Origin of the sequence: Pantoea sp. VS1 (assembly GCF_002207995.1) — a bacterium.
In the GTDB taxonomy this organism is placed as follows: Bacteria; Pseudomonadota; Gammaproteobacteria; order Enterobacterales; family Enterobacteriaceae; genus Pantoea; species Pantoea dispersa.
Window position 1 is genome coordinate 136,174 of record NZ_NHZE01000046.1, and the last position, 24,674, is coordinate 160,847.

Here is a 24,674-nt window from a genome sequence, read left to right on the forward strand (position 1 = left end):
GTTACACGCTCGGGTATGTGATATTGCTGCCCGGCGCCTCACGATGCAGATGGATAAAGTTCAGGTGACGCTCGTACTGATCGAGAATGTCGATGATCACCTGCTCCTTGTTGTAGTCCATCAGATCGTTGCCCTGGCTGCCCTCCAGCAGGAAGGTTTCCAGCCGGTAATAGTGCGACTTACCGCTGCGGGCGCGATAGGTAAAGCCCGGCACCGAGTACTGCTGCGGCCACACCTGATAGACGAAATCCTGCTCCTCGCCGAGGTGCACGCGCAGATCAAGGTAGCCCAGCGGCTGGCCCTCTTCCGGCGCAACGCTCTCCAGCGATACGCGACCGCCGCGCAGCTCAAGCTCTTTGGCGACATCCTGCATCGCCGGATAGATCACCGTTTCCATCATCTGCTGGGTATAGCGCGTGCCTGGGTAGTTCATCAGGCGCGACAGCCGCTTTTTCCAGCTCAGACGGTCATTGCTCGCCGGAATATAGGGCGCGGTATCACGGCTGGCGCTGGCGCGGCGGTGATCCTCCACTTTGAGTGATTTATACAGCCCGGCCATCACAAAGAAGATCACGAAGCTGAACGGCAGGCCCATGATCACCGTGGTGTTTTGCAGCGCAGAGATGCCGTTGGTCATCAGCATGCCCATGGTCAGCACGCCAATCGCCACCGACCAGAAAATGCGTAGCCAGTTTGGCGCATCGCTGTTGATGTCTTTCAGCTTCGAGGTGAAGTTCCCTAGCACCAGCGAGCCGGAATCCGCCGAGGTAACATAAAACAGCATGCCGGTAATGGTGGCGACCGAGGCGCTGAACTTAAACGCCGGATACTGCGCCAGCAGGCTGTAGAACCCGCGCTCGGCATGCGCCATCACTTCCTGGGCAAAACCGGCATCGCCGTGGATGATCTCGTACAGCGCCGCGTTACCGAACACAGACAGCCACAGCAGCGTGAAGGTGAACGGGATAATCAGCGTGCCGAGCACAAACTCACGGATGGTGCGGCCACGGGAAATACGGGCGAGGAACAGGCCGACAAACGGCGACCACGCCACCCACCACGCCCAGAAAAACAGCGTCCAGCTGTTCATCCACTGCGTCGGACGATCAAACGCAAAGGTGTTGAGCGTCATGCCCATAAAGCGGTTGATGTAATCACCGACGTTCAGCACCAGCGCGTTGAGCAGGAAATCCGTCTTGCCCATAAACAGCACAAACAGAATCAGACCAAGCGCCAGCGCGACATTCAGCTCCGACAGAATGCGGATGCCTTTATCCACGCCCGAGGTCACTGAAATGGTGGCGATCACCACCGACAGTACAATCAGCGCCATCTGCGCCGTCAGCCCTTCCGGCACATCAAATAACACTTTCAGCCCGTAGTTGAGCTGTACCACGCCGATACCCAGCGTGGTGGCGATACCAAAAATGGTGCCGATCACCGCCGCGATATCCACCGTGTGACCAATCGGGCCGTTAATGCGCTTGCCGAAGATCGGATAGAGCGCTGAGCGAATGGTGAGCGGCAGATTATAGCGGTAGCTGAAGTAGCCGAGCGCGATGCCCATCAGCGCATACATCGACCAGCCGGTCAGACCGTAGTGAAACAGCGTCCACACCATCGCCTGACGCGCCGCTTCCAGGGTCTGCCCGGCCCCTTCCGGCGGCTGCATATACTGCGTGACCGGTTCCGCCACCGAGAAGAACATCAGATCGATGCCGATGCCGGCGGCAAACAGCATCGCCGACCAGCTCAGCAGACTGAATTCGGGTTTGGACTGCTCCGGGCCCAGCTTGATGGCGCCGTAGCGTGAACAGGCCATATAGATGACGAAGACGATATACAGCGTAGCGGCCAGCATGTAGTACCAGCCAAAGGTGGACGATACCCAGTTGACGGCGCTCTGGATCCAGCCGGCAGCGAGATCGCTGTACAAAATGGTGACAAGTGAAAATGTCAGAATCAGTCCGGCAGAGGTGTAAAACACCACGGGATTGATTCTGTCTTTTTCACTGGCAGGTGGATTAATCATCGGTTACCTCTGGTTAATTTCCTGTAATTATTCAATGAAGTAGCAGGGCCGTAGCGATCGGCCTTATCGGTATCGTTCTCCTGTTTTCCCTCCTGATTGTTCGGCACGGTTCAGCATTCACCATCCCGTTGCGCTTTTATAACAACCGAAGCACAGTATCCTAACAAGTTTCTTTTTTATATTGAACGTGCAATCAAAAAAAGTTTTAATAGGGGCCTTACATTGCGGTGGAGCTGGAGTCATGCCAAAGGTGGGAATGCAGCCGATACGTCGTCGGCAACTGATTGATGCGACCCTGAGTACCATTAACGAAGTCGGGATCAATGACGCGACCATTGCGCAGATTGCGCGGCGCGCCGGCGTCTCGACCGGCATCATCAGCCACTACTTCAAAGACAAAAACGGTTTGCTGGAAGCCACCATGCGCGACGTGACGCGTCAGCTGCGTGATGCGGTGGCGGCGCGACTGAAACCGCTGGCGGGAGCCGGCACCGAAGCGCGCCTGCTGGCGATTGTCGAAGGTAACTTCGACGACACCCAGGTGCACAGCGCAGCGATGAAAGCGTGGCTGGACTTCTGGGCCAGCAGCATGCATCAGCCGCAGCTGGGTCGCCTGGAACGCGTCAGCAGCCGTCGCCTGTTTTCCACGCTCGCTGCCGAGTTTCGCCGCGAGCTGCCGCGTGAGCAGGCGCGGCTGGCCGCGCACGGTCTGGCCTCGCTAGTTGATGGCCTGTGGCTGCGCGCCGCGCTGAGCGGCAAACCGTTTGATCTGGCGATTGCCAGAACGCTCACCACCCAATTCATTCGCCAGCAGCTGGCTGGTGCCGCGAATCACTGAGGAAGGAGCAACCATGTCCCGATTCACCGAGCAGCATTTATACATTGATGGTCAATACGTTGCCGCAGCAGCGGGTGACACATTCCAGACCATCAACCCGGCCAATGGCGAAGTGCTGGCCGAGGTCCATGAAGCCGCGCAGGCGGATGTCGATCGCGCGGTCGCCGCCGCGCAAAAAGGCCAGAAAATCTGGGCGGCCATGACGGCGATGGAGCGGTCACGCATCCTGCGCCGTGCGGTGGATATCCTGCGCGAGCGTAACGATGAGCTGGCGGCGCTGGAAACCCTCGACACCGGTAAACCGCTGAGTGAAACCCAGGCGGTGGACATTGTTACCGGTGCCGATGTGCTGGAGTACTACGCTGGCCTTATTCCGGCGCTGGAAGGCCAGCAGATCCCGCTGCGTGATACCTCCTTCGTCTATACGCGCCGCGAACCGCTTGGCGTGGTCGCCGGTATTGGCGCATGGAACTATCCGATTCAGATCGCGCTGTGGAAATCCGCACCGGCGCTGGCGGCCGGTAACGCGATGATCTTCAAACCCAGCGAAGTGACGCCGCTGAGCGCGCTGAAGCTGGCAGAAATCTACAGCGAAGCCGGCGTACCGGATGGCGTGTTCAACGTGCTGAACGGGCGCGGCGCGGTGACCGGTCAGCTGCTGACCGACCATCCTGGCATCGACAAAATCTCTTTCACCGGTGGCGTGGCCAGCGGCAAAAAAGTGATGGCCAACGCGGCCGGCTCCACGCTGAAAGAGGTGACCATGGAGCTGGGCGGCAAATCGCCGCTGATCGTGTTTGACGACGCTGACCTCGATCTCGCCGCCGACATCGCCATGATGGCGAACTTCTACAGCTCCGGCCAGGTGTGCACCAACGGCACGCGCGTGTTTGTGCCGACAGCATTGCAGCAGGCGTTTGAGGCCAAAATCGCTGAACGCGTGGCGCGTATCAAAGCTGGCGATGTCAACGATCCGGCCACCAACTTTGGCCCGCTGGTCAGCTTCCCGCACCGTGACAATGTGTTGCGCTATATCGAATCCGGCATCAGCGAAGGCGCGCGCCTGCTGTCCGGCGGTAAACGCATGAGCGGCGCGGCGTTTGATAACGGTGCCTGGGTAGAACCGACCGTGTTCACCGATTGCCGTGATGAGATGACCATCGTACGCGAAGAGATTTTCGGACCGGTGATGTCGATCCTGACCTACGACAGCGAGGAAGAAGTGGTGCGCCGCGCCAATGCCACCGAATACGGCCTGGCGGCAGGTCTGGTCACCCGGGATCTGAATCGCGCGCACCGCGTCATTCACCAGATTGAAGCGGGCATTTGCTGGATCAACACCTGGGGTGAATCCGCCGCTGAAATGCCGGTGGGCGGTTACAAGCACTCCGGTATCGGCCGCGAGAATGGCCTGATGACGCTGCAGAGCTACACCCAGGTGAAATCTGTACAGGTCGAACTGACCCGTTTTCAGTCGGTATTTTAATCAAGCTTAACCTGAGGAGCGACTAATGGAATTTGATTACATCATTATCGGAGCCGGATCCGCAGGGAACGTTTTGGCAACAAGACTGACCGAAGACAGCAGCGTTAACGTCCTGCTGCTGGAGGCCGGCGGTCCCGATTACCGCTTTGATTTCCGCACGCAAATGCCGGCGGCGCTGGCCTGGCCGTTACAGGGCAAACGCTACAACTGGGCGTACGAAACCGAGCCTGAGCCGCACATGAATAACCGCCGCATGGAGTGCGGACGCGGTAAAGGGCTGGGCGGTTCGTCGCTGATCAACGGCATGTGCTACATCCGTGGTAACGCCATGGATCTCGACAACTGGGCGCAGCAGCCGGGACTGAAAAACTGGACTTACCGCGACTGCCTGCCCTACTACCGCAAGTCGGAAACGCGCGATATCGGTGCTAATGATTATCACGGTGGCGAAGGCCCGGTGAGCATCACCACCTGTAAGCCAGGCAACAACCCGCTGTTCGCCGCGATGATTGAAGCCGGCGTGCAGGCGGGCTATCCGCGCACCGACGATCTCAACGGTTATCAGCAGGAAGGATTTGGTCCGATGGACCGTTTCGTGACGCCGCAGGGCCGCCGCTCCAGCACCGCGCGCGGTTATCTGGATACGGCAAAACAGCGTCCGAACCTGAAAATCATCACCCACGCCACCACCGATCGCATTCTGTTCGAGGGCAAACGCGCGGTCGGCGTGCAGTATCTGCACGGCGCCAGCGATACGTCGCACACCGTGCATGCGCGGCGTGAAGTGCTGCTGTGCGCAGGTGCTATCGCCTCGCCGCAGATTCTGCAGCGCTCCGGCGTTGGCGCGGCGGCATTGCTGAAGCAGCACGACATCCCGCTGGTGCATGATCTGCCGGGTGTCGGTGAAAACCTGCAGGATCATCTGGAGATGTACCTGCAGTACGAGTGCAAAGAGCCGGTATCGCTTTATCCGGCCCTGAAGTGGTGGAACCAGCCGAAAATTGGTGCCGAGTGGCTATTCAAAGGCACCGGTATCGGCGCCAGCAACCAGTTTGAAGGCGGTGGCTTTATCCGCAGCCGGGAAGAGTTTGCCTGGCCCAACATTCAGTACCACTTCCTGCCGGTGGCGATTAACTACAACGGCTCGAATGCGGTAGAAGCGCACGGTTTCCAGTGTCACGTCGGTTCGATGCGTTCGCCAAGCCGCGGTCACGTGCGCATTAAGTCGCGCGATCCGCGACGTCATCCGGCGATTCTTTTCAACTACATGGCGCACGAGCAGGACTGGCATGAGTTCCGCGATGCCATCCGCATCACGCGCCAAATCATCAACCAGCCGGCGCTGGATAAGTATCGCGGCAAAGAGATCAGTCCGGGGCTGGAGTGCCAGAGCGACGAGCAGCTGGATGAGTTTGTGCGCAACCATGCTGAGACCGCTTACCATCCGTGCGGCACCTGTAAAATGGGCAGCGATGAGATGGCGGTTGTGGATGGCGAAGGTCGCGTACACGGCCTGCAGGGGCTGCGCGTAGTCGACGCCTCAATTATGCCGTTGATCATCACCGGTAACCTGAACGCCACCACCATCATGATTGGTGAGAAGATCGCCGACAACATTCGTGGCCGCCAGCCGCTGCCGCGCAGCGAAGCGGACTACTTCGTGGCGGGCGATCGCCCGGTACGCGGCGAACCGCTGCGCGCATAAAGCAGTGATATCTCAGGGGAGAACGCATGGTTCTCCCCTTTTTTTCGCCCGCTTCTTTCTCGTCACCCCGCCTGCCATCAAGGCCTGTCAGAATTTACGCCGCACGGTGCTGGCACCCGGGTTGATGTAGTATACATAACAGTATGTTGTAACTAGATTGCGTAAACACCTCCGCTAAGCGCCGGGCTCGTCCAGCGCCAGTGCCTGCAAAAAGCGTTGCAGGATGGCGTTGTGACGCGGCCCCTGACGCGTAACGAGCGCGATTTGGCTGTGGTAATGGAACTGCTGTGGCGCGAGGGCGCGCATCTGCTTTTTCTCCACCCACTGCGCGGCGTAGTGGTCCGGCAGGAAACCGATATAGCGCCCGGTGAGAATGAGAAATGCGATCCCTTCGCGATCGGAAGCGGTGGCGCTGCAGTTCAGCTGCTGATGCAGCGCAATCGCCTCCGCCGGCATGCGAAACAGCGGCGCTATCGCATCGCAGGCTGCCAGCGCGTGGTGTTCCGGCCGCTCCGCCTGGTTAAACAGCGGGTGCGCGTTGCTGCAATAGAGCTGCGCATGTTCATCATACAGCTGCGCGTACGCCAGCCCGGAGACCGGCGCCGCCATCGGCAGCGCGCCCACGTGCAGGCGTCCTTCCAGCAGACCTCGCTCGATATCCGCCGCGGTTAACATACTGATGTTGATACGGATCCCTGCCCCGCTCTCCCGCAGCGCCGCCAGTGCATGGGTGAGACGCATGCGCGGCTGCGTCACCAGATTATTGATGATGCCGATGTTGAACTCCCCGCGCAGCTGCTGATGCATCTGGTTCACCTGCTGGCGAAAATCTTCCACCGCCGCCATCATGGTCTCGCTGTGTCGTAAAATTTCACGCCCTTCCTCAGTGAGCGCAAACCCGGCGCGACCGCGCTGGCACAGGCGCATGCCCAGCCGTTTTTCCAGATCGCTCATGTGCAGGCTGATGGCCGAGCGCGTAATGCCAAGCAGGCTTTCGGCGGCGGAAAAGCTGCCGCACTCGCTGACGGTTTTGAAAACGCGCAGCAGTCTGAGGTCGAAGTCGGTCACCTGGGCCAGCGTTTTCTTTTTCATTCAGGTGAGTAAATCCATAAGTGAAGACAAGTTAATTAGCATTTAACTTAACCGGCGGCGGATTGCAAACTCTGCTTAACACATGCCGGAGAAACCCCGATGTCACAGCCGATCAATACCGCCGACCTGAATTTACAGGCGCACTGGATGCCGTTCACTGCTAACCGCTATTTTCAGCAGGATCCCCGTTTTATTGTCGCCGCGCACGGCCACTGGCTGACCGATGGCGACGGCCGCCAGATTTTCGATAGTCTGTCCGGCTTATGGACCTGCGGAGCGGGCCACACGCGCCGTGAAATCCAGCAGGCAGTCGCGCAGCAACTCGGTAAGCTGGATTACTCGCCGGGCTTTCAGTACGGCCATCCGCTGTCGTTTCAGCTGGCCGAGCGCATCGCCAGCCTGATGCCCGGCCATCTCAATCACGTGTTCTTTACCGGTTCGGGATCGGAGTCGGCGGATACTGCGGTGAAAATGGCGCGCGCCTGGTGGCGGGCCAAAGGCCAGCCCAATAAAACCCGGTTGATTGGTCGCGCGCGCGGCTATCACGGCGTGAACATTGGCGGCACCAGCCTTGGAGGAATCGGCGGCAACCGTAAGGCCTTTGGTCAGCTGCTGGAGGTTGATCACCTGCCGCATACGCTGCAGCCAGAGCTGGCGTTCACCCCCGGCCAGCCCGCCACGGGGGGCGAGGCGCTGGCGGATGAGATGCTGAAGCTGATTGAACTGCATGATGCTTCGACTATTGCCGCGCTGATCGTTGAACCGCTGTCCGGTTCTGCCGGCGCGATTATTCCGCCGCACGGCTACCTGCAGCGCCTGCGTGAGATCTGTACGCAGCACGATATTTTGCTGATTTTTGACGAGGTGATCACCGGCTTTGGCCGCATGGGACGCTGGAGCGGCGCGGAGTATTTTGGCGTCACACCGGATCTGCTCAACTTCGCCAAACAGATTACCAACGGTGCCATTCCGCTGGGCGGCGTGGTGGCCAGCAGCGAAATCTATCATACCTTTATGTCTCAGCCGCTGCCGCAGCACGCGGTTGAGTTTGCGCACGGCTACACCTATTCGGCGCATCCGGTGGCCTGCGCGGCCGCGCTGGCGACGCTGGACGTGCTGGAAAACGAGGCGCTGATTAGCCAGTCGGCCGAACTGGCACCGCATTTTGAACGCGCGCTACACGGGCTACGCGATTGTCCGCAGGTGGTGGATATCCGCAACTGCGGGCTGGTCGGTGCCATTCAACTGGCACCCCGTGAAGGTGACGCGACCGTGCGGCCGTTTGAAGCGGGCATGGCGCTGTGGAAAGCCGGCTTTTACGTCCGCTTTGGCGGCGATACGCTGCAGTTCGGCCCGATGTTTGATACCCAGCCGGCCGAACTGGACCGGCTATTTGATGCGGTAGGCGAAGCCCTGCACGGCCTCAGATAATCTCAGTGCTGTAGCTGACCGGCTGCGGCGGAATAAATGCCTGCACCGGCGTCAGTTCGCCGCGGTATTTGCGCAGTTGCACCACGGTGATTTGTCCGCTACAGCCCTGCGCCAGCGATGAAGTGCCGATATCCAGCGTCAGCACATTCGGATTGCCGTGGCGGCACAGCGGTCGCAGCGCGGTGGGATCGACCGGATCGTACCAGGCGCCGGTCGGCAACTGCACCACACCCGGCATAATGCTTTCGGTAACGCGAGCGCTGGCCAGCACGTGACCGCGCTGATTGTACAACTCGATAATGTCGCCGTTGGTAATGCCGCGCGCGGCGGCATCGTGCGGATGCAGGCTGCACACCTCACGTCCTTCGCGTTTGCCGCTCAGGCTGTAGTCACCAAAATCCAGCTGGCTGTGCAGGCGCGTGGCCGGCTGATTCGCGATCAACCACAGCGGATGTTCCGCATCCGGCTGCTGCTGCGGCGCGCGCCACACCGGATGGCCGGGGCAATTTTCATAGCCAAAGCTGGCGATGGTGGCGGAAAAGATTTCGATTTTGCCGCTCGGTGTCGGTAGCGGTGCCGCCGCCGGATCGGCCCGAAACGCATTGATCATCCGCCCGCCATCTTTCAGCTGCGGCAGTTCAATCACGCCCTGCAGCCAGAACTGGTCGAAGTCAGGAATCGTCACCTGATGCGCGGCCAGTTTTTCCTGCAGTCTGCGCATAGTGATGGCGCAGCCAGCCGCGGGCGTCGCGTCCTTCGGTGAACGCCTCTTCACGGCCTAAACGACGCGCCAGTTCAGCAAAAATGGTGTAGTCATCCTGCGCCTGCGCGTAAGGTTGTGCCACCGGCTGCATGGCAAACAGATGACGATCGGTCGGCGCACCGCCGATATCTTCACGCTCCAGCGTCATGGTGGCAGGCAGCACGATATCCGCATGGCGCGCGCTGGCGGTCCACGCGGTCTCGTGCACAATCAGCGTATCCAGCTGGCAAAACGCCTGCCGCAGCCGCGCCAGATCCTGATGATGATGGAACGGATTGCCGCCCGCCCAGTAGGCCAGACGGATGTGCGGATAGGTCAGACGCCGGCCGTTGTAATCAAACTGCTTGCCGGGATGCAGCAGCATATCGGCGATACGCGCCACCGGGATCAGCCGGTCAATCCCGTTCCTGCCCTGCGGCAGCGCCGGGAAACTCACCAGATTATGATGCTTACCGTAATGGCCGAGTGCGCCGAGCGCATAGGTGTAGCCTCCGCCCGGCAGCCCCGGCTGTCCCAGCGCGGCCGCCAGCACCAGCCCCAGCCATACCGGTTGCTCTCCGTGTTCCGCGCGCTGCAACGCGTGCGCCACGGTAACCAGCACGCGCTTGCCGTGCAGCTGGCGGGCAAAATCGATGATTGTTGCCGCGCTGACGCCACAAATCTCAGCCGCCCACTGTGCGTCGCGCCGCGTACCGTCCTCTTCGCCGCGAATATAGGCGACCATTTGCGGCCAGCCGACGGTGTAACGCGCGAGGAAAGCCTCATCGGTGCGCTGCTCGTCAATCAGCACCGACAGCAGACCGAGAATGAAGGCCGCATCGGTACCGGGGCGCAGCGCCAGCCACTCTCCCTGCGCCTCATCGGGCAGATCGCTCTGCAACGGGCTCACCGAAATAAAGCGTGCGCCGCGTCCTGCCGCCTGCTGCATAAAGCCGCGTTCGGTGTGTTCGCTCAGACCTCCGCTTGCCACCTGCGAATTTTTTAGCGCCAGGCCGCCGAACGCCAGCACGATCTCGCTATGCCGGGCGATCTCTTCCCAGCTGACGCCGCGGCGGGCGATCTCATTCATGTCGCCAACGATGTGCGGTAACAGCACCGAAGCCGAGCCGGAACTGTAGCTGTTCACCGAGCGCACATAGCCGCCCATCACCGTGTTAAGAAAGCGGTGCACCTGGCTCTGCGCGTGATGAAAACGGCCGGCACTTGACCAGCCATATGAGCCACCAAAAATACCTTCCGGCCCATACGCGTCACCGACGCGCTGCAGTTCGCGCGCCACCAGCGTGTAAGCCTGCTCCCAGCTCACCGCCACATAGTCATCATTGCCGCGACGCGGATCCGCGCCGGGCCCGTTTTCCAGCCAGCCACGGCGCACCATCGGTTGCGCCACGCGCGCCGGATGATGCAGGACATTGTGAAAGTTTTGCAGCAGCGGGCTGGGATCGGGATCGCCGTGAAACGGTTCGATAGTCAGTCGATCGCCCTGCTGGCGGGCAGTAAAAGCACCCCAGTGGGCGCTGTGCATCACCGGTTTTTGCGTCATCATGCTTCCTGGAGTCAAAAATGAAAAACGGTGCTTACAGCACCGTTGCAATAAAGTTTCTTACCCGTCCGTTTTCCGGATCGTCGAGCACCTGCTGCGTCGGACCCGCCGCCACAATCCGCCCGCCTTCCATAAACACGATGTTATCGGCCACCTCGCGCGCAAAACCGATTTCGTGTGTCACGATCACCATGGTGATGCCGGAGTGCGCCAGCTGTTTAATCACCTGCAGCACTTCACCCACCAGTTCCGGATCGAGCGCAGACGTGGGCTCATCAAACAGCATCACGCCGGGATCCATCGCCAGCGCACGGGCGATCGCCACGCGCTGCTGCTGACCACCGGAGAGATTCTGCGGCCACTCTTCTTCGCGCCCGGCCAGACCCACCTGCTTAAGCAGCGACAGCGCTTTGCTGGTCGCCTGCTGGCGGCTCTGTTTCTTCACCCGCATCGGTGCATCGACAATGTTTTGCAGCACGGTGCGGTGCGGGAACAGGTTGAACTGCTGAAACACCATGCCGATTTCGGCGCGCTGACGCGCAATCTCGCTGCTGCTCAGCTCGTGCAGCGCCTGGCCTTTCTGTTTGTAACCGATGATCTCGCCACCGATACGAATCGTGCCGCCATCCAGTTTTTCCAGATGATTAATGCAGCGCAACAGCGTCGATTTGCCTGATCCAGACGGTCCGAGGATCACCGTCACCGAGCCAGCCGGGATATCAAGATTAACTTCATCCAGAATAGTGACGCCGGAAAAACGTTTGGTCACCTTACGTAAGGCGATCGCTTCAGCCATTGCTTACGCTCCTTTCGGCTTTAGGCGCGGAGAAACCGGGCAGCGACTTGAGTAAACTGCGCTTTTCACGGCGCGTGACGCCACGGCCAAAGTAGCGCTCGACGTAGAACTGACCAACCGACAGTACCGAGGTCATCAGCAGATACCACAGCGTCGCCACCAGCAGCAGCGGGATCACTTCATAGGTGCGCTGATAGATGATCTGCGCCGAAAACAGCACATCCTGCAGGGAGATCACCGATACCACCGCCGTGGTTTTTAGCTGGCCGATGATTTCGTTACCGGCCGGCGGCATGATGGCGCGCATCGCCTGCGGCAGTACGGTATGGCGGAAAATCTGCGCCGGACGGTAACCCAGCGCACGGGCAGCTTCCAGCTGGCCGTTGCCAACGCTCTGAATCCCGGCGCGCACGATCTCAGCCGCATAGGCAGACTGATGCATTACCAGCGCGATTACCGCCGCGCTGAACGGACTGACCAGCGCATTAGACTGAGTACTCCAGATTTCACCCAGACCCGGCAGCGACAGCGAAATGGTCGGGTACAGCGCCGCGATGTTGTACCACAGGAACAGCTGTACCAGCATCGGCACGCCGCGGAAAAACCAGGTATAGAACCAGCTGACGCCGACCAGCACCGGGTTGGATGACAGCCGCATCAGCGCCAGCACCGTGCCAAAGGCGAAGCCCAGCACCACCGAAATCGCGGTCAGCTGCAGCGTCATCAGCACGCCCTGCAGGATTGACTCGCCGGTGAAGTTTTCCGCAATCACGCCCCATTCGAAGCGCGGATTGTTGATCATCGAATGCGCCATCGCCACCACGCACAACAGCACCACCAGCGCACTGAGCCAGCGTCCGTAGTAGCGTTTACCGACGATTTTCAGATCGTCGGTGTGGTCGTGAAAGTCACTCATTGAAAGATATCCTGATTACGTTTTGACTCTTTAACCGCGCCAAAGCCGATGCCCCAGTTATCCAGGATCTTCTGGTAGCTGCCATCTTTAATCAGCGAGTTCAGCGCTGCCTGTACGGCAGGTTCAAGCGCGGAATCTTTCGGGAAGGCGACCGATACCGGCGCATCATGCACGGTGATTTCGCCGCTCATGGTCAGCGGTTTGATCACTTTCACCTGCCACAACAGGCCTTCGTACGGACCGAGGAACATCGGCACACGCCCGCTGACCACGGCCTGAACACCCGCCGGGCGATCCGGGAACACTGACACTTTAATCGGTTTCTTCCCGGCCGCTTCACAGGCTTTGCTGGCCTCTTCCAGACGGGTCACCTGGGTGGTGCCGGAACCGGCGCCGACTTCTTTACCGCACACCTCGTCGAGGGTTTTGAACGGCGCGACGTTGGCGTCTTTCCGCGAAATAATGCCGAGACGGCTGGCGTCGTAGTAACTCACGAAGTCGATAATTTTGGCGCGCGCCGGCGTGGCGTTGATGTTGGACAAGGCCACATCGTAGCGACCGGTTTTCAGTCCCGGAATGATGTTGTCGAAGCCGCCGGTATCACGCCACTGCACCTGAATGCCGAGACGCTCACCGACCGCGTTCATGATGTCAATTTCACGGCCGGCCAGCGTTTTGTTGTCTTCTTTATAGAAGGTGGTGGGCGGCGTGTTGGGGTTGGTTCCTGCCACAATATAGCCGCGCTTCGCCACGTCGGCGGGCACCAGGCTTTTCAGCGCGGCATCAGCCTGTACATGCAGTGAGCTGTCGGTTGGGACGGATTGTTCGGCGGCAAACGCGGTGTGCGCACTGAGAGCGAGTGCGAAAAGGGTGATACCTTTTGCGAATTTCACTGGAACCTTTCTCCTGATATTTAAAATGTTTCCCGGCAGGGAAAAGGCGTCGAGGTAGCGATGTATTTTTCCCTTTGCCCATGTCGCGTAAAGCCGCGCGGCGCAAAGGATTGTCATCCTCTGAACGTCCCGCAGCCATTCTCAGGAAGATAGGCAGCGATCACAAATGCGAAAAACAGATATCTATTGCCGAAATCCGGCAATAGGGTTCTTTGCTGGCCTGAATGCGGCCCTGTCGTCGCGCAAAAATCAGATTGTTACTGCAAATCAGGCACCTGCTTATGCTGCCATGCTGAATGATTTGCTTATTAGCCATAACGTTCCCGTCTAAGCATCTATGTTGCCCTCTTGACAAAAACTGACAAAAAAGCGGCGCGATGAGGCGATTTACGCAGGAATGTAAAGAAGTTGCACACCAATATACAATGCAAACCATTCTCATTATCATGCGCATTTGCTTACAAATGTTAACGCATCAGGGAGATGATATAAGTGAATGTAACTGTATGTGGCAAAAAGCGTCCGGTCGCACTGTGCCTGGCGGGCCTGTTAACCTCACCGGTGTTTGCCGCTGAACCCACGGAGAAGCTGGCCGACGATGAGTCGATGATTGTGACGGCAGAGCAGGAGCTGAAGCAGCAGCCGGGAGTTTCCACCATTACAGCTGAAGACATCAAAAAAAGTCCGCCCGTTAACGACCTCGCGGATATCATCCGCAAAATGCCCGGCGTTAACCTCACCGGTAACGGCGCCAGCGGCAGCCGCGGTAACAACCGCCAGATCGACATTCGCGGCATGGGCCCGGAAAACACTTTGGTGCTGATCGATGGCGTGCCGGTCACCTCCCGTAACTCGGTGCGTTACAGCTGGCGCGGTGAGCGCGACTCACGCGGGGATACCAACTGGGTACCGCCGGAAATGGTGGAACGCATTGAGGTGATACGCGGTCCGGCCGCTGCCCGTTATGGCTCCGGTGCCGCCGGCGGTGTGGTCAACATTATTACCAAACGCCCGACCAATGACTGGCACGGTTCGCTGTCGCTGTTCACTAACCAGCCAGAAGATGACAAGGAAGGCGCCACCCGCCGCGCTAACTTCAATCTCAGCGGTCCGCTGGCCGGTGAGGCACTCACCATGCGGCTGTACGGCAACCTGAACAAAACGGATGCCGACGCCTTCGACATCAATACCGCGCAAAATGGCGCTTACGCCGCCGGACGCGAAGGGGTGCGTAACAAAGACATCAACGGCGTGCTGTCGTGGAAAATCACCCCGACGCAGATTGTCGATTTCAGCTATGGCTACAGCCGTCAGGGCAATATTTATGCCGGCGACACGCAGAACAGCAACAGCAATGCCAGCGCCAACGGGCTGGTGGAAGCGCTGTACGGCAGCGAAACCAACCGCCTGTATCGTCAGAACTACGGAGTGGTGCACAACGGCATCTGGGACTGGGGCACCTCTAAGCTCAACTTTAGCTATGAGAAAACCAATAACACCCGCCTGAAAGAAGGCTCCGGCGGCAGCACCGAAGGGATGATCAACAGCGATACGTACGCTACCAGCCGGCTGGAGAGCTATCGCGCCGGCGGCGAGATCAATTTCCCGCTGCAGCTGCTGGTCGATCAAACCGTTACGCTGGGTGCGGAGTGGAATCGCGATGAGCTTAACGATCCGGCATCGGTACAGGCCACCAGCGCACCGGGCGTCGATTTCGGCGGCGTTTCCAGCGACGGTTCGCAGCGTGACAGTAAAAACAGCGCCACCATCAGCTCGCTCTATTTCGAAGACAACATCGCCGCCACCGACTCCACCGAAGTGATCCCCGGCCTGCGCTTCGACTATCACGATCAGTTTGGCGCTAACTGGAGCCCGAGCCTCAACCTGTCGCAGGGCCTCGGTGATTACTTCACGCTGAAAGCCGGTATTGCGCGTGCCTTTAAAGCGCCAAACCTGTATCAGTCCACTGAGGGCTATATCCTGTCGACGCGCGGCAACGGTTGTCCGATTGGCCTGTCACGCTGTTACCTGCTGGGCAGCAAAGACCTTGATCCCGAGATCAGTGTGAATAAAGAAGTGGGCATTGAGTTCAGTAATCAGGGCTATGTCGCGGGCATCACCTGGTTCCGCAATGATTACAAAAACAAAATCATCTCCGGTACCACACCGGTGGCTTCAACCGGCTCGTATAACCTGCTGCGCTGGGAAAACGGCGGCAAGGCGATTGTCGAAGGCCTGGAAGGCAATCTGAGCATCCCGCTGATCGCCGACACGCTGGAGTGGCGCACCAATGCCACCTATATGTTCCGCTCGGAGAGCAAAAAAACCGGCAACCCGCTGACGGTAATTCCGGAATTCACCATCAACTCGCAGCTGGAGTGGCAGGCGACCGAGGCGCTCAGCGCCAACATCAACTGGACGCAATACGGCCGGCAGAAGCCACGTCAGTATGCCGAAACCAGCCTCGAGGCCAGCCGCGGTCTGTCGCAGCGTGAAATCAGCCCCTATTCCATTGTCGGACTGAACCTCAACTACGACATCACTAAAAACCTGAGCGCCAACGCCGGTATCAACAACCTGTTTGATAAGCGCGTTTATCGCGAAAATGCCGGGGCATCGACCTATAACGAACCGGGCCGCGCCTGGTACGCCGGTGTCACGATGTCGTTCTGAGGAATGGACGCCATCGGGTAAGGTGATGGGGGTGATCACACCCAGTCTTCAGCCATCAGTCCCGCAACGCGTTGGAACTCCCGCGTGTTTTAAGCACCGCCGCCTGTGCGGCAGGCCTGCGCGCTAGCCGAATGCTCAGCAGCGCGCCGGCCGCCAGGCAGAACGACATACACACTATCGCCACGATGAAGGCATGGGTAATCTCTCCCGGTCCCTTGCCCGTGCCCAGCACGGCATAAAAGATCCCGCCGATAATGGCCACGCTCAGCGCCGTGCTCAGTTGCAAGGTGGAGCTGGCGATACCGGCAATCATCCCGGCCCAGGCGGGTGCCACGCGTCCGGTGACGATGTGCATCAGCGTCGGCAGCGCCAGCCCCTGGCCAAACCCCACCACAAACAGCCCCACGGCCAGCGGCAGCGCCGCTGGTGACACACCAACCGGCGTGCTGGCCATCAGCCACGCCAGACCCAGCAGGCCGACCACTTCCAGCACCATCCCAGTGGCGTTAACGTAAGGCCCAATCAGTCGTCGCGCAGAAGGCGTGGATAACGGCCCCAGCAGAAAACCTGCACCAAAGGGCAGAAAGATTAGCCCGGCGCTCAGTACGCCCTGATGCAGCGCGCCCTGTAAATAGATCGAGAACAGCAGGAAGAATACGCCAATCGAGTAGAACAGCAGCGCCAGCAGCAGGGACAGCCCCAGCCCCGGCACGCTGAAAATCGCCGGATCGATCAGCGGATCGCCGCCCTGCTTTGCCAGCCGGCTTTCATAGCGCCAGAACAGAGTGCCCAGTACCGGCACCAGCAGTAGCGATAGCCACGCCCACAGCGGCCAGCCCGCTTCACGTCCTTCAATCAGCGGCACGATCAGCAGACCCAGCGTCATCATCGACAGTCCCATTCCACCAAAATCCAGCTTACGCGCGTGCTGAGCACGCGTCTCTTTAATCAACGGGATGCCAAACAGCACCACCAGCAGCGCCACCGGCAGATTGACCAGGAAAATGGCGCGCCAGCCGCTATTGAACAGGTTGAGTGAGATCAGGATGCCGCCCAGCGCCTGACCGATCACCGAGGCCAGACCAAATACCGCGCCGTACAGGCTCAGCGCGCGCGATTTCTCCGCCTCCGGGAAAATCGCCTGAATCGAGGCCAGCGCCTGCGGTGCCATAATCGCTGCAGTGAGGCCCTGCAGCACGCGGCCAGCGATCAGCGCGCCCGGTGACCAGGCAAAGCCACACAGCGCAGAAGCCGCCGCAAAACCGGTCAGGCCAACGAAGAACATGCGCCCGCGGCCAAACAGATCGCCGAGGCGACCGCCGGTGATCAGCGTGACGGCATAAAACCCGGCATAGGACGAGATGACAAATTGCTCCGCCGAGCCGGACGTGGCCAAATCGCTCTGAATCGACGGCAGCGCCACATTGACAATAAAGAAGTCCAGCGGGGGTAAAAATGCGCCTGTCAACAGGACGATAAACATCGCCCAGCGGCGTGGCTCGGGATTTAACGCGTGCGGATCGGACATCACAACACCTCACTAAGGAACCGATTGGTTCCAAAATATAAAAAAATTAGTCGAGCAGACGCATCGTGCAGTCCACTACGGCGTTCATTTCTGCTTCCGTTGCCCCGGTTTTACCGAGGATGCGCATCCCTTCAATCTGGCAAACCAGTAAGCGGGCCAGCACCTGCTCATCACGCTCGGGCAGTTCTCCGCTCAGCTGACCACGCACCAGTGTTGCCGCATACAGCTGCTGCAAACGCCGGAACATGCGCCCCGTGCGTTCGGCAATCTGTTCATCATGCGCGGCCATCTCGGTGGTGAGCGACACCACCAGACAACCGCGCCGCCCTTTCTCACCGCTGGAGAGCGCGGCATAACGCAGCAGCGAGGCGCGAATCGCCGTTTTAACCGCGCCGGGCTGCGCCAGAATATCCGAGGTGGCTTTCAGACCTTCGGTCATGTAGATATCCAGCGCGGCCAGCAGCAGCCCTTTTTTATCGCCGAACGCCTTGTAGAGACTGCCGCGCGATAAACCGGTCCCGGCGATCAAATCCGGTAGCGACGCCGCTTCATAGCCGCGATCCCAGAAAACGTGCATGGCGCTGCGGGCGGCTTCTTCAAGCTCGAACTCGCGCGGGCGACCGATGACGGTCAGGTTCTTCATCACTGCCCTCCTCTGTAATTATAAACCGATTGGTTCCTATATTAATCGCAATGCAGTGGCTATTGCAAGTCAGCCGCAGCCCCTTCACGGCGCGGCCGCTTACACATGGATAATCAGGGTTAAGTGATGCGTTACACAAAAAACTGACGTAACGCGTCGGCCAGCGCCTGCGGTTGCTCATCCGGGATAAAGTGACCACAGTGCGCGAGGCGAATCCCGCTGACGTCGGCCGCAAAAGTGCGCAGCGGCTGTGCCATATCAGCAATAGAGCCCTGATCGGCGCTCACCGCCAGCAGCGGGATCGCCAGTTTGCCCCGGGTTTGCAACAACTGACGATTCTGCTCCGCTGAGGTGCTGACCTCACGATACGCCGCCATGCCGGCGCGCAGCGCGCCGTTTTGCTGCAGCAGCCGCACATATTCCGCCATCTCTTCGTCACCAAACACCATCGGGCTGGCTGCTTTGCGCTGCAAAAACCACTGCAGATAGAGCGCTTCACGACCGGCGATCAGCGCTTCCGGCAGATCCGGCAACAGGTGAAAAGCAAAGTGCCAGGTTTTCCAGGCTTTGTCCGGCGTCGCAGGCAGCGCATCCGGCAGCGTCACGCCGGGAATGCCGGCATCCAGCAGCGCCAGTTTGCTGATGGCATCACCGTGCAGCATCGCCAGCGGCCAGGCAACCCAGGCACCCACGTCATGCGCGGCCAGGTAGTAACGCTCAACCCCCAACTGCTGCAACAATCCCTGCACGCTGTGCGCCAGCGAGGTGGTGTCATAACCGCTGGCAGGCTTGTCGGAATCGCCCTGGCCGGGCAGATCCGGCGCAATGATAAAGTAGTCTGCCGCCAGCTGTGCCATCACCTTACGCCAGGCAAACCAGCTCTGCGGAAAGCCCGCCAGCAGAACCAGCACTGGTCCCTGCACATTGCCGCCGCTGACGTAGTGCAGCCGCACACCCGCGACCGTGGCGTAAGCATGGTTAAATTGCGGCAGGTGATCGACGGGCTGTGACCAGCGCGGCGCGGCGTCCAGGGCAGGCAGTGACATAAGCGTTCTCCGGTTATTTTGGTAAAGATTATTTCCTTATTGGATGCGATCCTGCGCTACCGCGCCGTTAACGCGGACTCATTAAGGAAATGTTTATTTCCTTAATATTAACGACAGCCACGCGCGCCTTGCAAGCGAGTCTGTGAAATAGATCCGGAAGCGAACGGCGGAGTGAATCGTCCCGCCGCCGCGCCTGAGTGATGTGCGGTTATCCCGCCTTCTTCGCCGTGGGTTTCAGCGATCGATTGAGATCCTGAATGCGTTTCATGGTTTTAACCGTGCGTGCCGAACTGGCGGAGGCCACCGCCAGAATCAGCATTTCGAGGCACACCAGCACCGTGCCGTGCAGCGGCATGCGGCCATTTTCACCGCCGCGCGGCACGTTAATCACCACATCCGCCTGCTGCGCAAACGCCGAATCCAGCGCGTGGGTCAGCAGAATCACCGGCATACCCAGCCGCTGCGCCTCTTTCAGCGTCGTCATGCCCTCACGGTGCGCCGATTTCTGCGCCATCATGATCAGTACATCGCCGCGCTGTAGCGTAATCAGCTGTTCTGCCAGCGCAATCCCGGCACGGTTAAGCGTCACCGCCGGCAGGCCGATGCGCCGGAACAGTCGCGCGCTGTACTCCGCCAGAATGCCGGAAGCGTTGATGCCAAACAGCGCCACCTGACGCGCTTCCAGCAGCAGTGTCACCGCAGCCGCCACCGCCTGGCGGTTGACCGGTTCTGCCAGCACTTCGCAGGCGCGCTGATGGCCGCCCAGCACAAAATCGATGCCGGAGTTGATGTCACACGACAGTTCGCTGATGGTCGCGCTCATCTTCTCTTCCGAGTTTTGCGCCGGACCAAACCACGCGGCCAGCGTGGTTTTCAGATCGCGCAAACCGGCAAAGCCCAGCGCCTGCACGGTGCGCACCACGGTGGCGTCAGAAGTTTGGGTGGCCTGGGCGATATCCAATGCAGTCGCGTCTAATATAGCCTCACGATGTTCGTGGATATATCGCGCCACCGTTTGCAGGCTGGCCGATAATGTCGTGACGCGTGCACGGTAGCGTTCACCGAATACATCCACCCGATTTTTAATGTTATTTGCCGCCATTATGTTGCCTGTTAGTAATATCGCATCGTTGTGAACCGCGTCGGCAGGCCGGCTTGTAGTGAAAATTTGCGCTGCTACCGCTGCCCACTCCCTTCTCGTCTGGCTTAACCCGGCCAACCTCAAACGCCATAAAATAAATAATTAACTGATTTAAAATAAATTTTATGACAATCCCGGTTCAAAAGTTTCTGCCGCGTTCTGCTGTAGTATCCACACCATCATTTACGTTTACTACTACATTTTTTCATGTTTGAATGATTCTCAATTACATCTCAGCCGCCTTTTTCCGCTGACTGATGGCATAACAATGCCGGGCCGCGAATGTCCTGTTCGTCACCGGCAGCATTTTACTGATAGCTTCGTTGCGCGGAATAAATAATCCCGCAATTACACCAGGTTTATATTCGATGCAGAACAACTCACCGCGGGCGGTTAAATTACTGTGCCATCCGGCTATCCTTGCCGCTATTTACGGCGTAACGGCACTCAGCAGTACTGACAGCCTTGCCGCTGAACAAAACAGCACCCTCACCGTGACGGCGCAGCAGCAAAACAGTGACGACGGCTATAGCGCCAGCAGCAGTTCGGTCGCCAGTAAAACGCCGGTGTCGCGCCTCAATGAAGCCCAATCGGTGAGCGTGGTGACGCAACAGCAGCTGGAGGATTATCAGGCCGCCAGCCTCGCCGACGCGCTGCGCTTTGTCAGCGGCGTAAGCGAAGGCAATACGCTGGCAGGTACCGAAGATGGCTTTGTACGCCGCGGCTTTGGCAGCAACTCGGATGGTTCCATCTATCGTGATGGCGTGCGCAGCAGCCAGGGGTTGAATTTCGACGCCACCACCGAACGTGTCGAGGTGCTGAAGGGCTCGGCTTCGCTGCTGTACGGTATCCAGAATCCCGGTGGCGTGATCAATATTGTGAGCAAAAAGCCGCAATACACCTGGCACACCAAAGTCAGCGGTCGCGCAGCCAGCGAGGGCGGCGGCGCCGGTACGCTGGACGTCACCGGTCCGCTCGGCAACGGTTTTGCTTTCCGCCTGATTGCCGAAAAGCAGAATCAGGATTACTGGCGCAATTTCGGCAGCGATAAACACACCTTAATCGCCCCCTCGCTACAGTGGTATGGCGAGCAGGCCAGCTTCCTCATCAGCTACGAAGATTATCAGTACGATATTCCCTACGATCGCGGCACGGCGTTTGTTAACGCTCAGCCGGTGGCGATTGGCTATAAAGATCGCCTGGACGATAAAGCTAACCATGCGTGGGGCCACAATAAAACCCTGAACGCGCACTACGACTGGCAGTTCAATGAGGCGTGGAGCACGCGCCTGACTTTTGGCTGGAACCAGCGTCAGTACGACAACAACGAAGTGCGGGTCACGGCGATCAACCCCACCACCGGCGTGGTGACGCGCCGCGCCGACGCCAACCGTGGCTTCAACCATAAAACCAAATACGTGGCGTGGGATGTGATCGGTTCGCCGCAGCTGTTTGGCATGACGCATGATGTGGTGTTCGGCACCGATTATGAAATGAACCAGACTTACCGTGCGCACCAGTATCAGGGTAAAGCGAACACCGGCTTCAACCTGTACGATCCGCAATACGATATGCTGGCACCGATCACCAACAGCAGCAGTGAAAATAGCGCCAACGCCAACCTGCTTAACCGCCTGCACAGTCGCTCGGTATACGCCAAAGACAGCATTTCGCTCACCGACGACTGGATTGCGGTGCTGGGCGGACGCTATCAGCACTATGAACAGCGCGCGTCAAAGGGCTTCGATCCGGTGGTGCAAACGCTGGACAGCGAGGGCAACAAGTTCCTGCCGCAGGCCGGGCTGATTTACAAACTGACGCCGGATGTCTCACTGTACAGCAGCGTGAGCAAATCCTTCACGCCGTCGACTGACGTCGACGATGACGGCAACGTCGGCAAGCCGGAACAGGGCACCACATGGGAAGTGGGCAGCAAGTGGCAGATTTCGCCCCGGCTGTTTGCCAGCGTAGCGCTGTACCGCATCGACGAACGCGATATGTCGCTTAATATCAACGGCAGCACGCGCGCCATCAATAAAGCGCGTTCGAGCGGCGCTGAATTTGAGCTCAATGGTGAAGTGCTACCGGGCTGGGATCTGAGCGCCAACTACAGCTACGATAAGGCTGAAATCGTCGACGATGGCGTCAATCCGGCGAACAAGGGCAACCGCCTGCAGAATGCACCGCGTCACGCCGGGGCGCTTTACCTGAGCCATAACCTGACGCTGAACGGCATTCCCGGTGACTTCCGCGTCGGCGGCGGTGCGCGCTACGTTGGCTCACGCGCCGGCGATCCGGAGAACAGCTTTACGCTGCCGGATTATGTGGTCGCCGACAGCTTTATCGCCTGGAATAATCAGCTGTTTGGCGAGAAAACCCAGCTGAAGCTTAACCTGAATAACCTGTTCAATAAGCACTACTACACCTCCAGCGGCGGCAACCTGCGCGTGCGCGAAGGGGAAACCCGTAACCTGATGGTCGAGGCCAGCGTTGAATTCTGATCGAGAGAAAAAACCGCTGACGTGGCGAGCCTGGCTGGCTGCCCTCCTGCTGCTGGCGTTCAGCACCAGCGCGATGGCCAGGGTGATCACCGATATTGACGGCAATCGGGTGGAGGTTCCCGATAGTCCGCAGCGCATCGTACTGGGTGAGAGCCGCATGCTGTATACCCTGGCGCTGCTGGCGCCGGATGACCCGTTCCGCCACATCGTCGGCTGGCCGCGCGATCTGCAAAAGTATGACAGCCAGACGTGGAACAGTTTTGCGCAGCGGTTTCCGCAGATGCTGAACATCCCGACGCTCGGATCGGGCGGCCCTCAGGCGATCAATCCGGAGCAGATTCTCGCCCTGCGGCCGGACGTGGTCATTCTGCCCAGCCTGGCGCGCTACGATGATGCCGATCTGAGGCTGGTCAGCATCCTGAATGCTGCGCATATTCCGGTAGTGAAGATCGATCTGCGCGTACATCTGTTAAAGAACACCCGGCGCAGCGTGGAGATTTTTGGTGAGGTGCTGAATCAGCAGGCGCGCGCGGCGGCGTTCAACCGCTTTTACAGTGCGCATCTGCAGGTGATTGAGGAACGGCTGGCGCGCTATCACGGGCCGAAACCCACGGTGCTGTTGCAGTTGCATCTGGGACGGCGCAACGAGTGCTGCGTGACGGCGATTAACGGCAGTCTGGGCGAGCTGCTCAACGCCGCCGGCGGCGACAATATTGCTGGCAAAACCCAGCACGGCGTGTTTGGCCGTTTGAGTGAGGAGCAGGTGATCGCAGCCCAGCCTGAGTATTACTTTGCCACCGGCTTTGGCGATAACGCCAGCGCAGGCCTGCTGCGCCTCGGGCCGGACGTCGCGCCCGACGCGGTGCTAAGCAGTTTCCGCCAGCTCACCGCGCAGCAGAACGGTTTGCGTGAGCTGAAGGCGATTCGCAACGGCCATGCAGCGGCAGTCTGGATGAATTTTTATCTCAGCCCGTGGCATATTGCGGTGACCGAGTTCATGGCAAAAACGCTGTACCCGCAGCTGTTCGCCGACATCGATCCGCAGCAGACGCTGGAAACCCTGTTCCGTGATTTCCTGCCGATCCCCTATCGCGGCACGCTGTTTATGCGGATTCCGGCGGTGTATTCATCCAGCCAGCACAAGCCATAGCAGCGCAGCGTTTAGATCAGCGCGATAAATCGCGCCGCTACAAAGCGTGCCAGCGACCCGTACCGTTATCACATTCTGCACCAATCGTAGCGGCGCAATTTATTGCGCAAAAACACAGCGGCGCAGAAGTTTGATCAGCGTGATAAATCGCGCCGCTACGAAACGTGCCAGCGAATAATTCCGTTATTACATACTGCACCAATCGTAGCGGCGCAATTTATTGCGCAAAAACACAGCGGCGCAGAGGTTGGATCAGCGCGATAAATCGCGCCGCTACGAAACCTGCCAGCGACCCGTACCGTTATCACATTCTGCACCAATCGTAGCGGCGCAATATATTGCGCAAAAACACAGCGGCGCAGCGGTTGGATCAGCGCGATAAATCGCGCCGCTACGAAACCTGCCAGCGACCCGTACCGTTATCACATTCTGCACCAATCGTAGCGGCGCAATTTATTGCGCGAAAACACAGCGGCGCAGCGTTTAGATCAGCGCGA

Annotated in this window: 16 protein-coding genes and 1 pseudogene; 7 read left to right on the forward strand and 10 right to left on the reverse strand. The window is 59.2% G+C overall.

The window, feature by feature from the left end; all coding sequences use genetic code 11:
- Window position 1: 1 nt before the first annotated feature.
- Window positions 2-2,032 carry a choline transporter gene (locus CBW22_RS19920; protein ID WP_021509525.1) on the reverse strand — a complete coding sequence of 677 codons (2,031 nt, stop codon included), beginning with the start codon at window positions 2,030-2,032 and terminating at the stop codon, window positions 2-4.
- Between the two features lie 241 nt (window positions 2,033-2,273).
- Here CBW22_RS19920 and betI point away from each other — a divergent pair, with 241 nt between their 5' ends.
- The 3 genes from betI to betA are packed head-to-tail and all read left to right on the forward strand — an operon-like array spanning window position 2,274 to window position 6,061.
- Window positions 2,274-2,870 (forward strand): transcriptional regulator BetI, encoded by a 597-nt coding sequence (betI, locus tag CBW22_RS19925; protein ID WP_088517669.1) that lies wholly within the window; start codon window positions 2,274-2,276, stop codon window positions 2,868-2,870.
- Between the two features lie 13 nt (window positions 2,871-2,883).
- On the forward strand, window positions 2,884-4,356 hold the full coding sequence (gene betB, locus CBW22_RS19930; RefSeq protein ID WP_088517670.1) for a betaine-aldehyde dehydrogenase: 1,473 nt from the start codon (window positions 2,884-2,886) through the stop codon (window positions 4,354-4,356).
- A gap of 25 nt (window positions 4,357-4,381) precedes the next feature.
- On the forward strand, window positions 4,382-6,061 hold the full coding sequence (betA, locus tag CBW22_RS19935) for a choline dehydrogenase (protein ID WP_088517671.1): 1,680 nt from the start codon (window positions 4,382-4,384) through the stop codon (window positions 6,059-6,061).
- A 174-nt stretch (window positions 6,062-6,235) separates the two neighbouring features.
- On the opposite strand, the gene CBW22_RS19940 is transcribed toward betA, so the two are convergent.
- The gene (locus CBW22_RS19940; RefSeq protein ID WP_088517672.1) at window positions 6,236-7,153 is read right to left on the reverse strand and encodes a LysR family transcriptional regulator; all 918 of its coding nucleotides are present in this window, start codon (window positions 7,151-7,153) and stop codon (window positions 6,236-6,238) included.
- A gap of 99 nt (window positions 7,154-7,252) precedes the next feature.
- Here CBW22_RS19940 and CBW22_RS19945 point away from each other — a divergent pair, with 99 nt between their 5' ends.
- Window positions 7,253-8,584 carry an aspartate aminotransferase family protein gene (locus tag CBW22_RS19945; protein ID WP_088517673.1) on the forward strand — a complete coding sequence of 444 codons (1,332 nt, stop codon included), beginning with the start codon at window positions 7,253-7,255 and terminating at the stop codon, window positions 8,582-8,584.
- Here CBW22_RS19945 and CBW22_RS19950 read toward each other — a convergent pair.
- The 4 genes and pseudogenes from CBW22_RS19950 to CBW22_RS19965 form a co-directional block, all read right to left on the reverse strand.
- Window positions 8,577-10,890 (reverse strand): annotated as a pseudogene (locus CBW22_RS19950) (molybdopterin-dependent oxidoreductase). The gene CBW22_RS19945 and the pseudogene CBW22_RS19950 sit on opposite strands and share 8 nt — an antisense overlap.
- Before the next feature lie 34 nt (window positions 10,891-10,924).
- Window positions 10,925-11,686 carry an amino acid ABC transporter ATP-binding protein gene (locus tag CBW22_RS19955; protein ID WP_058758829.1) on the reverse strand — a complete coding sequence of 254 codons (762 nt, stop codon included), beginning with the start codon at window positions 11,684-11,686 and terminating at the stop codon, window positions 10,925-10,927.
- Window positions 11,679-12,602, reverse strand: coding sequence for an amino acid ABC transporter permease (locus CBW22_RS19960; protein WP_021509533.1), 924 nt, complete (start codon window positions 12,600-12,602; stop codon window positions 11,679-11,681). The genes CBW22_RS19955 and CBW22_RS19960 overlap by 8 nt, the downstream gene beginning before the upstream one ends.
- On the reverse strand, window positions 12,599-13,495 hold the full coding sequence (locus CBW22_RS19965) for an ABC transporter substrate-binding protein (RefSeq protein WP_021509534.1): 897 nt from the start codon (window positions 13,493-13,495) through the stop codon (window positions 12,599-12,601). The genes CBW22_RS19960 and CBW22_RS19965 overlap by 4 nt, the downstream gene beginning before the upstream one ends.
- Window positions 13,496-13,987: 492 nt before the next feature.
- Here CBW22_RS19965 and CBW22_RS19970 point away from each other — a divergent pair, with 492 nt between their 5' ends.
- A complete protein-coding gene (locus CBW22_RS19970) occupies window positions 13,988-16,168 on the forward strand; it encodes a TonB-dependent siderophore receptor (protein ID WP_058781407.1) in 2,181 nt (726 codons plus the stop codon).
- A 55-nt stretch (window positions 16,169-16,223) separates the two neighbouring features.
- On the opposite strand, the gene CBW22_RS19975 is transcribed toward CBW22_RS19970, so the two are convergent.
- The 4 genes from CBW22_RS19975 to CBW22_RS19990 form a co-directional block, all read right to left on the reverse strand.
- Window positions 16,224-17,696 carry an MFS transporter gene (locus CBW22_RS19975; RefSeq protein ID WP_217899532.1) on the reverse strand — a complete coding sequence of 491 codons (1,473 nt, stop codon included), beginning with the start codon at window positions 17,694-17,696 and terminating at the stop codon, window positions 16,224-16,226.
- A gap of 46 nt (window positions 17,697-17,742) precedes the next feature.
- The gene (locus CBW22_RS19980) at window positions 17,743-18,339 is read right to left on the reverse strand and encodes a TetR/AcrR family transcriptional regulator (RefSeq protein ID WP_088517674.1); all 597 of its coding nucleotides are present in this window, start codon (window positions 18,337-18,339) and stop codon (window positions 17,743-17,745) included.
- Between the two features lie 131 nt (window positions 18,340-18,470).
- Window positions 18,471-19,385: an alpha/beta fold hydrolase gene (locus tag CBW22_RS19985; protein ID WP_058758834.1), complete on the reverse strand. Its 915-nt coding sequence runs from the start codon at window positions 19,383-19,385 to the stop codon at window positions 18,471-18,473.
- 208 nt (window positions 19,386-19,593) lie between these two features.
- Window positions 19,594-20,487 (reverse strand): MurR/RpiR family transcriptional regulator, encoded by an 894-nt coding sequence (locus tag CBW22_RS19990; RefSeq protein ID WP_021509539.1) that lies wholly within the window; start codon window positions 20,485-20,487, stop codon window positions 19,594-19,596.
- A gap of 407 nt (window positions 20,488-20,894) precedes the next feature.
- Here CBW22_RS19990 and CBW22_RS19995 point away from each other — a divergent pair, with 407 nt between their 5' ends.
- Both CBW22_RS19995 and CBW22_RS20000 read left to right on the forward strand, forming a co-directional pair.
- Window positions 20,895-23,027: a TonB-dependent siderophore receptor gene (locus tag CBW22_RS19995; RefSeq protein WP_088517675.1), complete on the forward strand. Its 2,133-nt coding sequence runs from the start codon at window positions 20,895-20,897 to the stop codon at window positions 23,025-23,027.
- A 73-nt stretch (window positions 23,028-23,100) separates the two neighbouring features.
- Window positions 23,101-24,177, forward strand: coding sequence for an ABC transporter substrate-binding protein (locus CBW22_RS20000; RefSeq protein ID WP_088517684.1), 1,077 nt, complete (start codon window positions 23,101-23,103; stop codon window positions 24,175-24,177).
- Window positions 24,178-24,674: the final 497 nt, after the last annotated feature.

Coding starts and splice junctions, on each gene's coding strand:
- CBW22_RS19920 (WP_021509525.1), bottom strand. CDS start 2,032: ATGATTAATCCACCTGCCAGTGAAAAAGACAGAATCAATCCCGTGGTG.
- betI (WP_088517669.1), top strand. CDS start 2,274: ATGCCAAAGGTGGGAATGCAGCCGATACGTCGTCGGCAACTGATTGAT.
- betB (WP_088517670.1), top strand. CDS start 2,884: ATGTCCCGATTCACCGAGCAGCATTTATACATTGATGGTCAATACGTT.
- betA (WP_088517671.1), top strand. CDS start 4,382: ATGGAATTTGATTACATCATTATCGGAGCCGGATCCGCAGGGAACGTT.
- CBW22_RS19940 (WP_088517672.1), bottom strand. CDS start 7,153: ATGAAAAAGAAAACGCTGGCCCAGGTGACCGACTTCGACCTCAGACTG.
- CBW22_RS19945 (WP_088517673.1), top strand. CDS start 7,253: ATGTCACAGCCGATCAATACCGCCGACCTGAATTTACAGGCGCACTGG.
- CBW22_RS19955 (WP_058758829.1), bottom strand. CDS start 11,686: ATGGCTGAAGCGATCGCCTTACGTAAGGTGACCAAACGTTTTTCCGGC.
- CBW22_RS19960 (WP_021509533.1), bottom strand. CDS start 12,602: ATGAGTGACTTTCACGACCACACCGACGATCTGAAAATCGTCGGTAAA.
- CBW22_RS19975 (WP_217899532.1), bottom strand. CDS start 17,696: ATGTCCGATCCGCACGCGTTAAATCCCGAGCCACGCCGCTGGGCGATG.
- CBW22_RS19980 (WP_088517674.1), bottom strand. CDS start 18,339: ATGAAGAACCTGACCGTCATCGGTCGCCCGCGCGAGTTCGAGCTTGAA.
- CBW22_RS19985 (WP_058758834.1), bottom strand. CDS start 19,385: ATGTCACTGCCTGCCCTGGACGCCGCGCCGCGCTGGTCACAGCCCGTC.
- CBW22_RS19990 (WP_021509539.1), bottom strand. CDS start 20,487: ATGGCGGCAAATAACATTAAAAATCGGGTGGATGTATTCGGTGAACGC.
- CBW22_RS19995 (WP_088517675.1), top strand. CDS start 20,895: ATGCAGAACAACTCACCGCGGGCGGTTAAATTACTGTGCCATCCGGCT.
- CBW22_RS20000 (WP_088517684.1), top strand. CDS start 23,101: ATGGCCAGGGTGATCACCGATATTGACGGCAATCGGGTGGAGGTTCCC.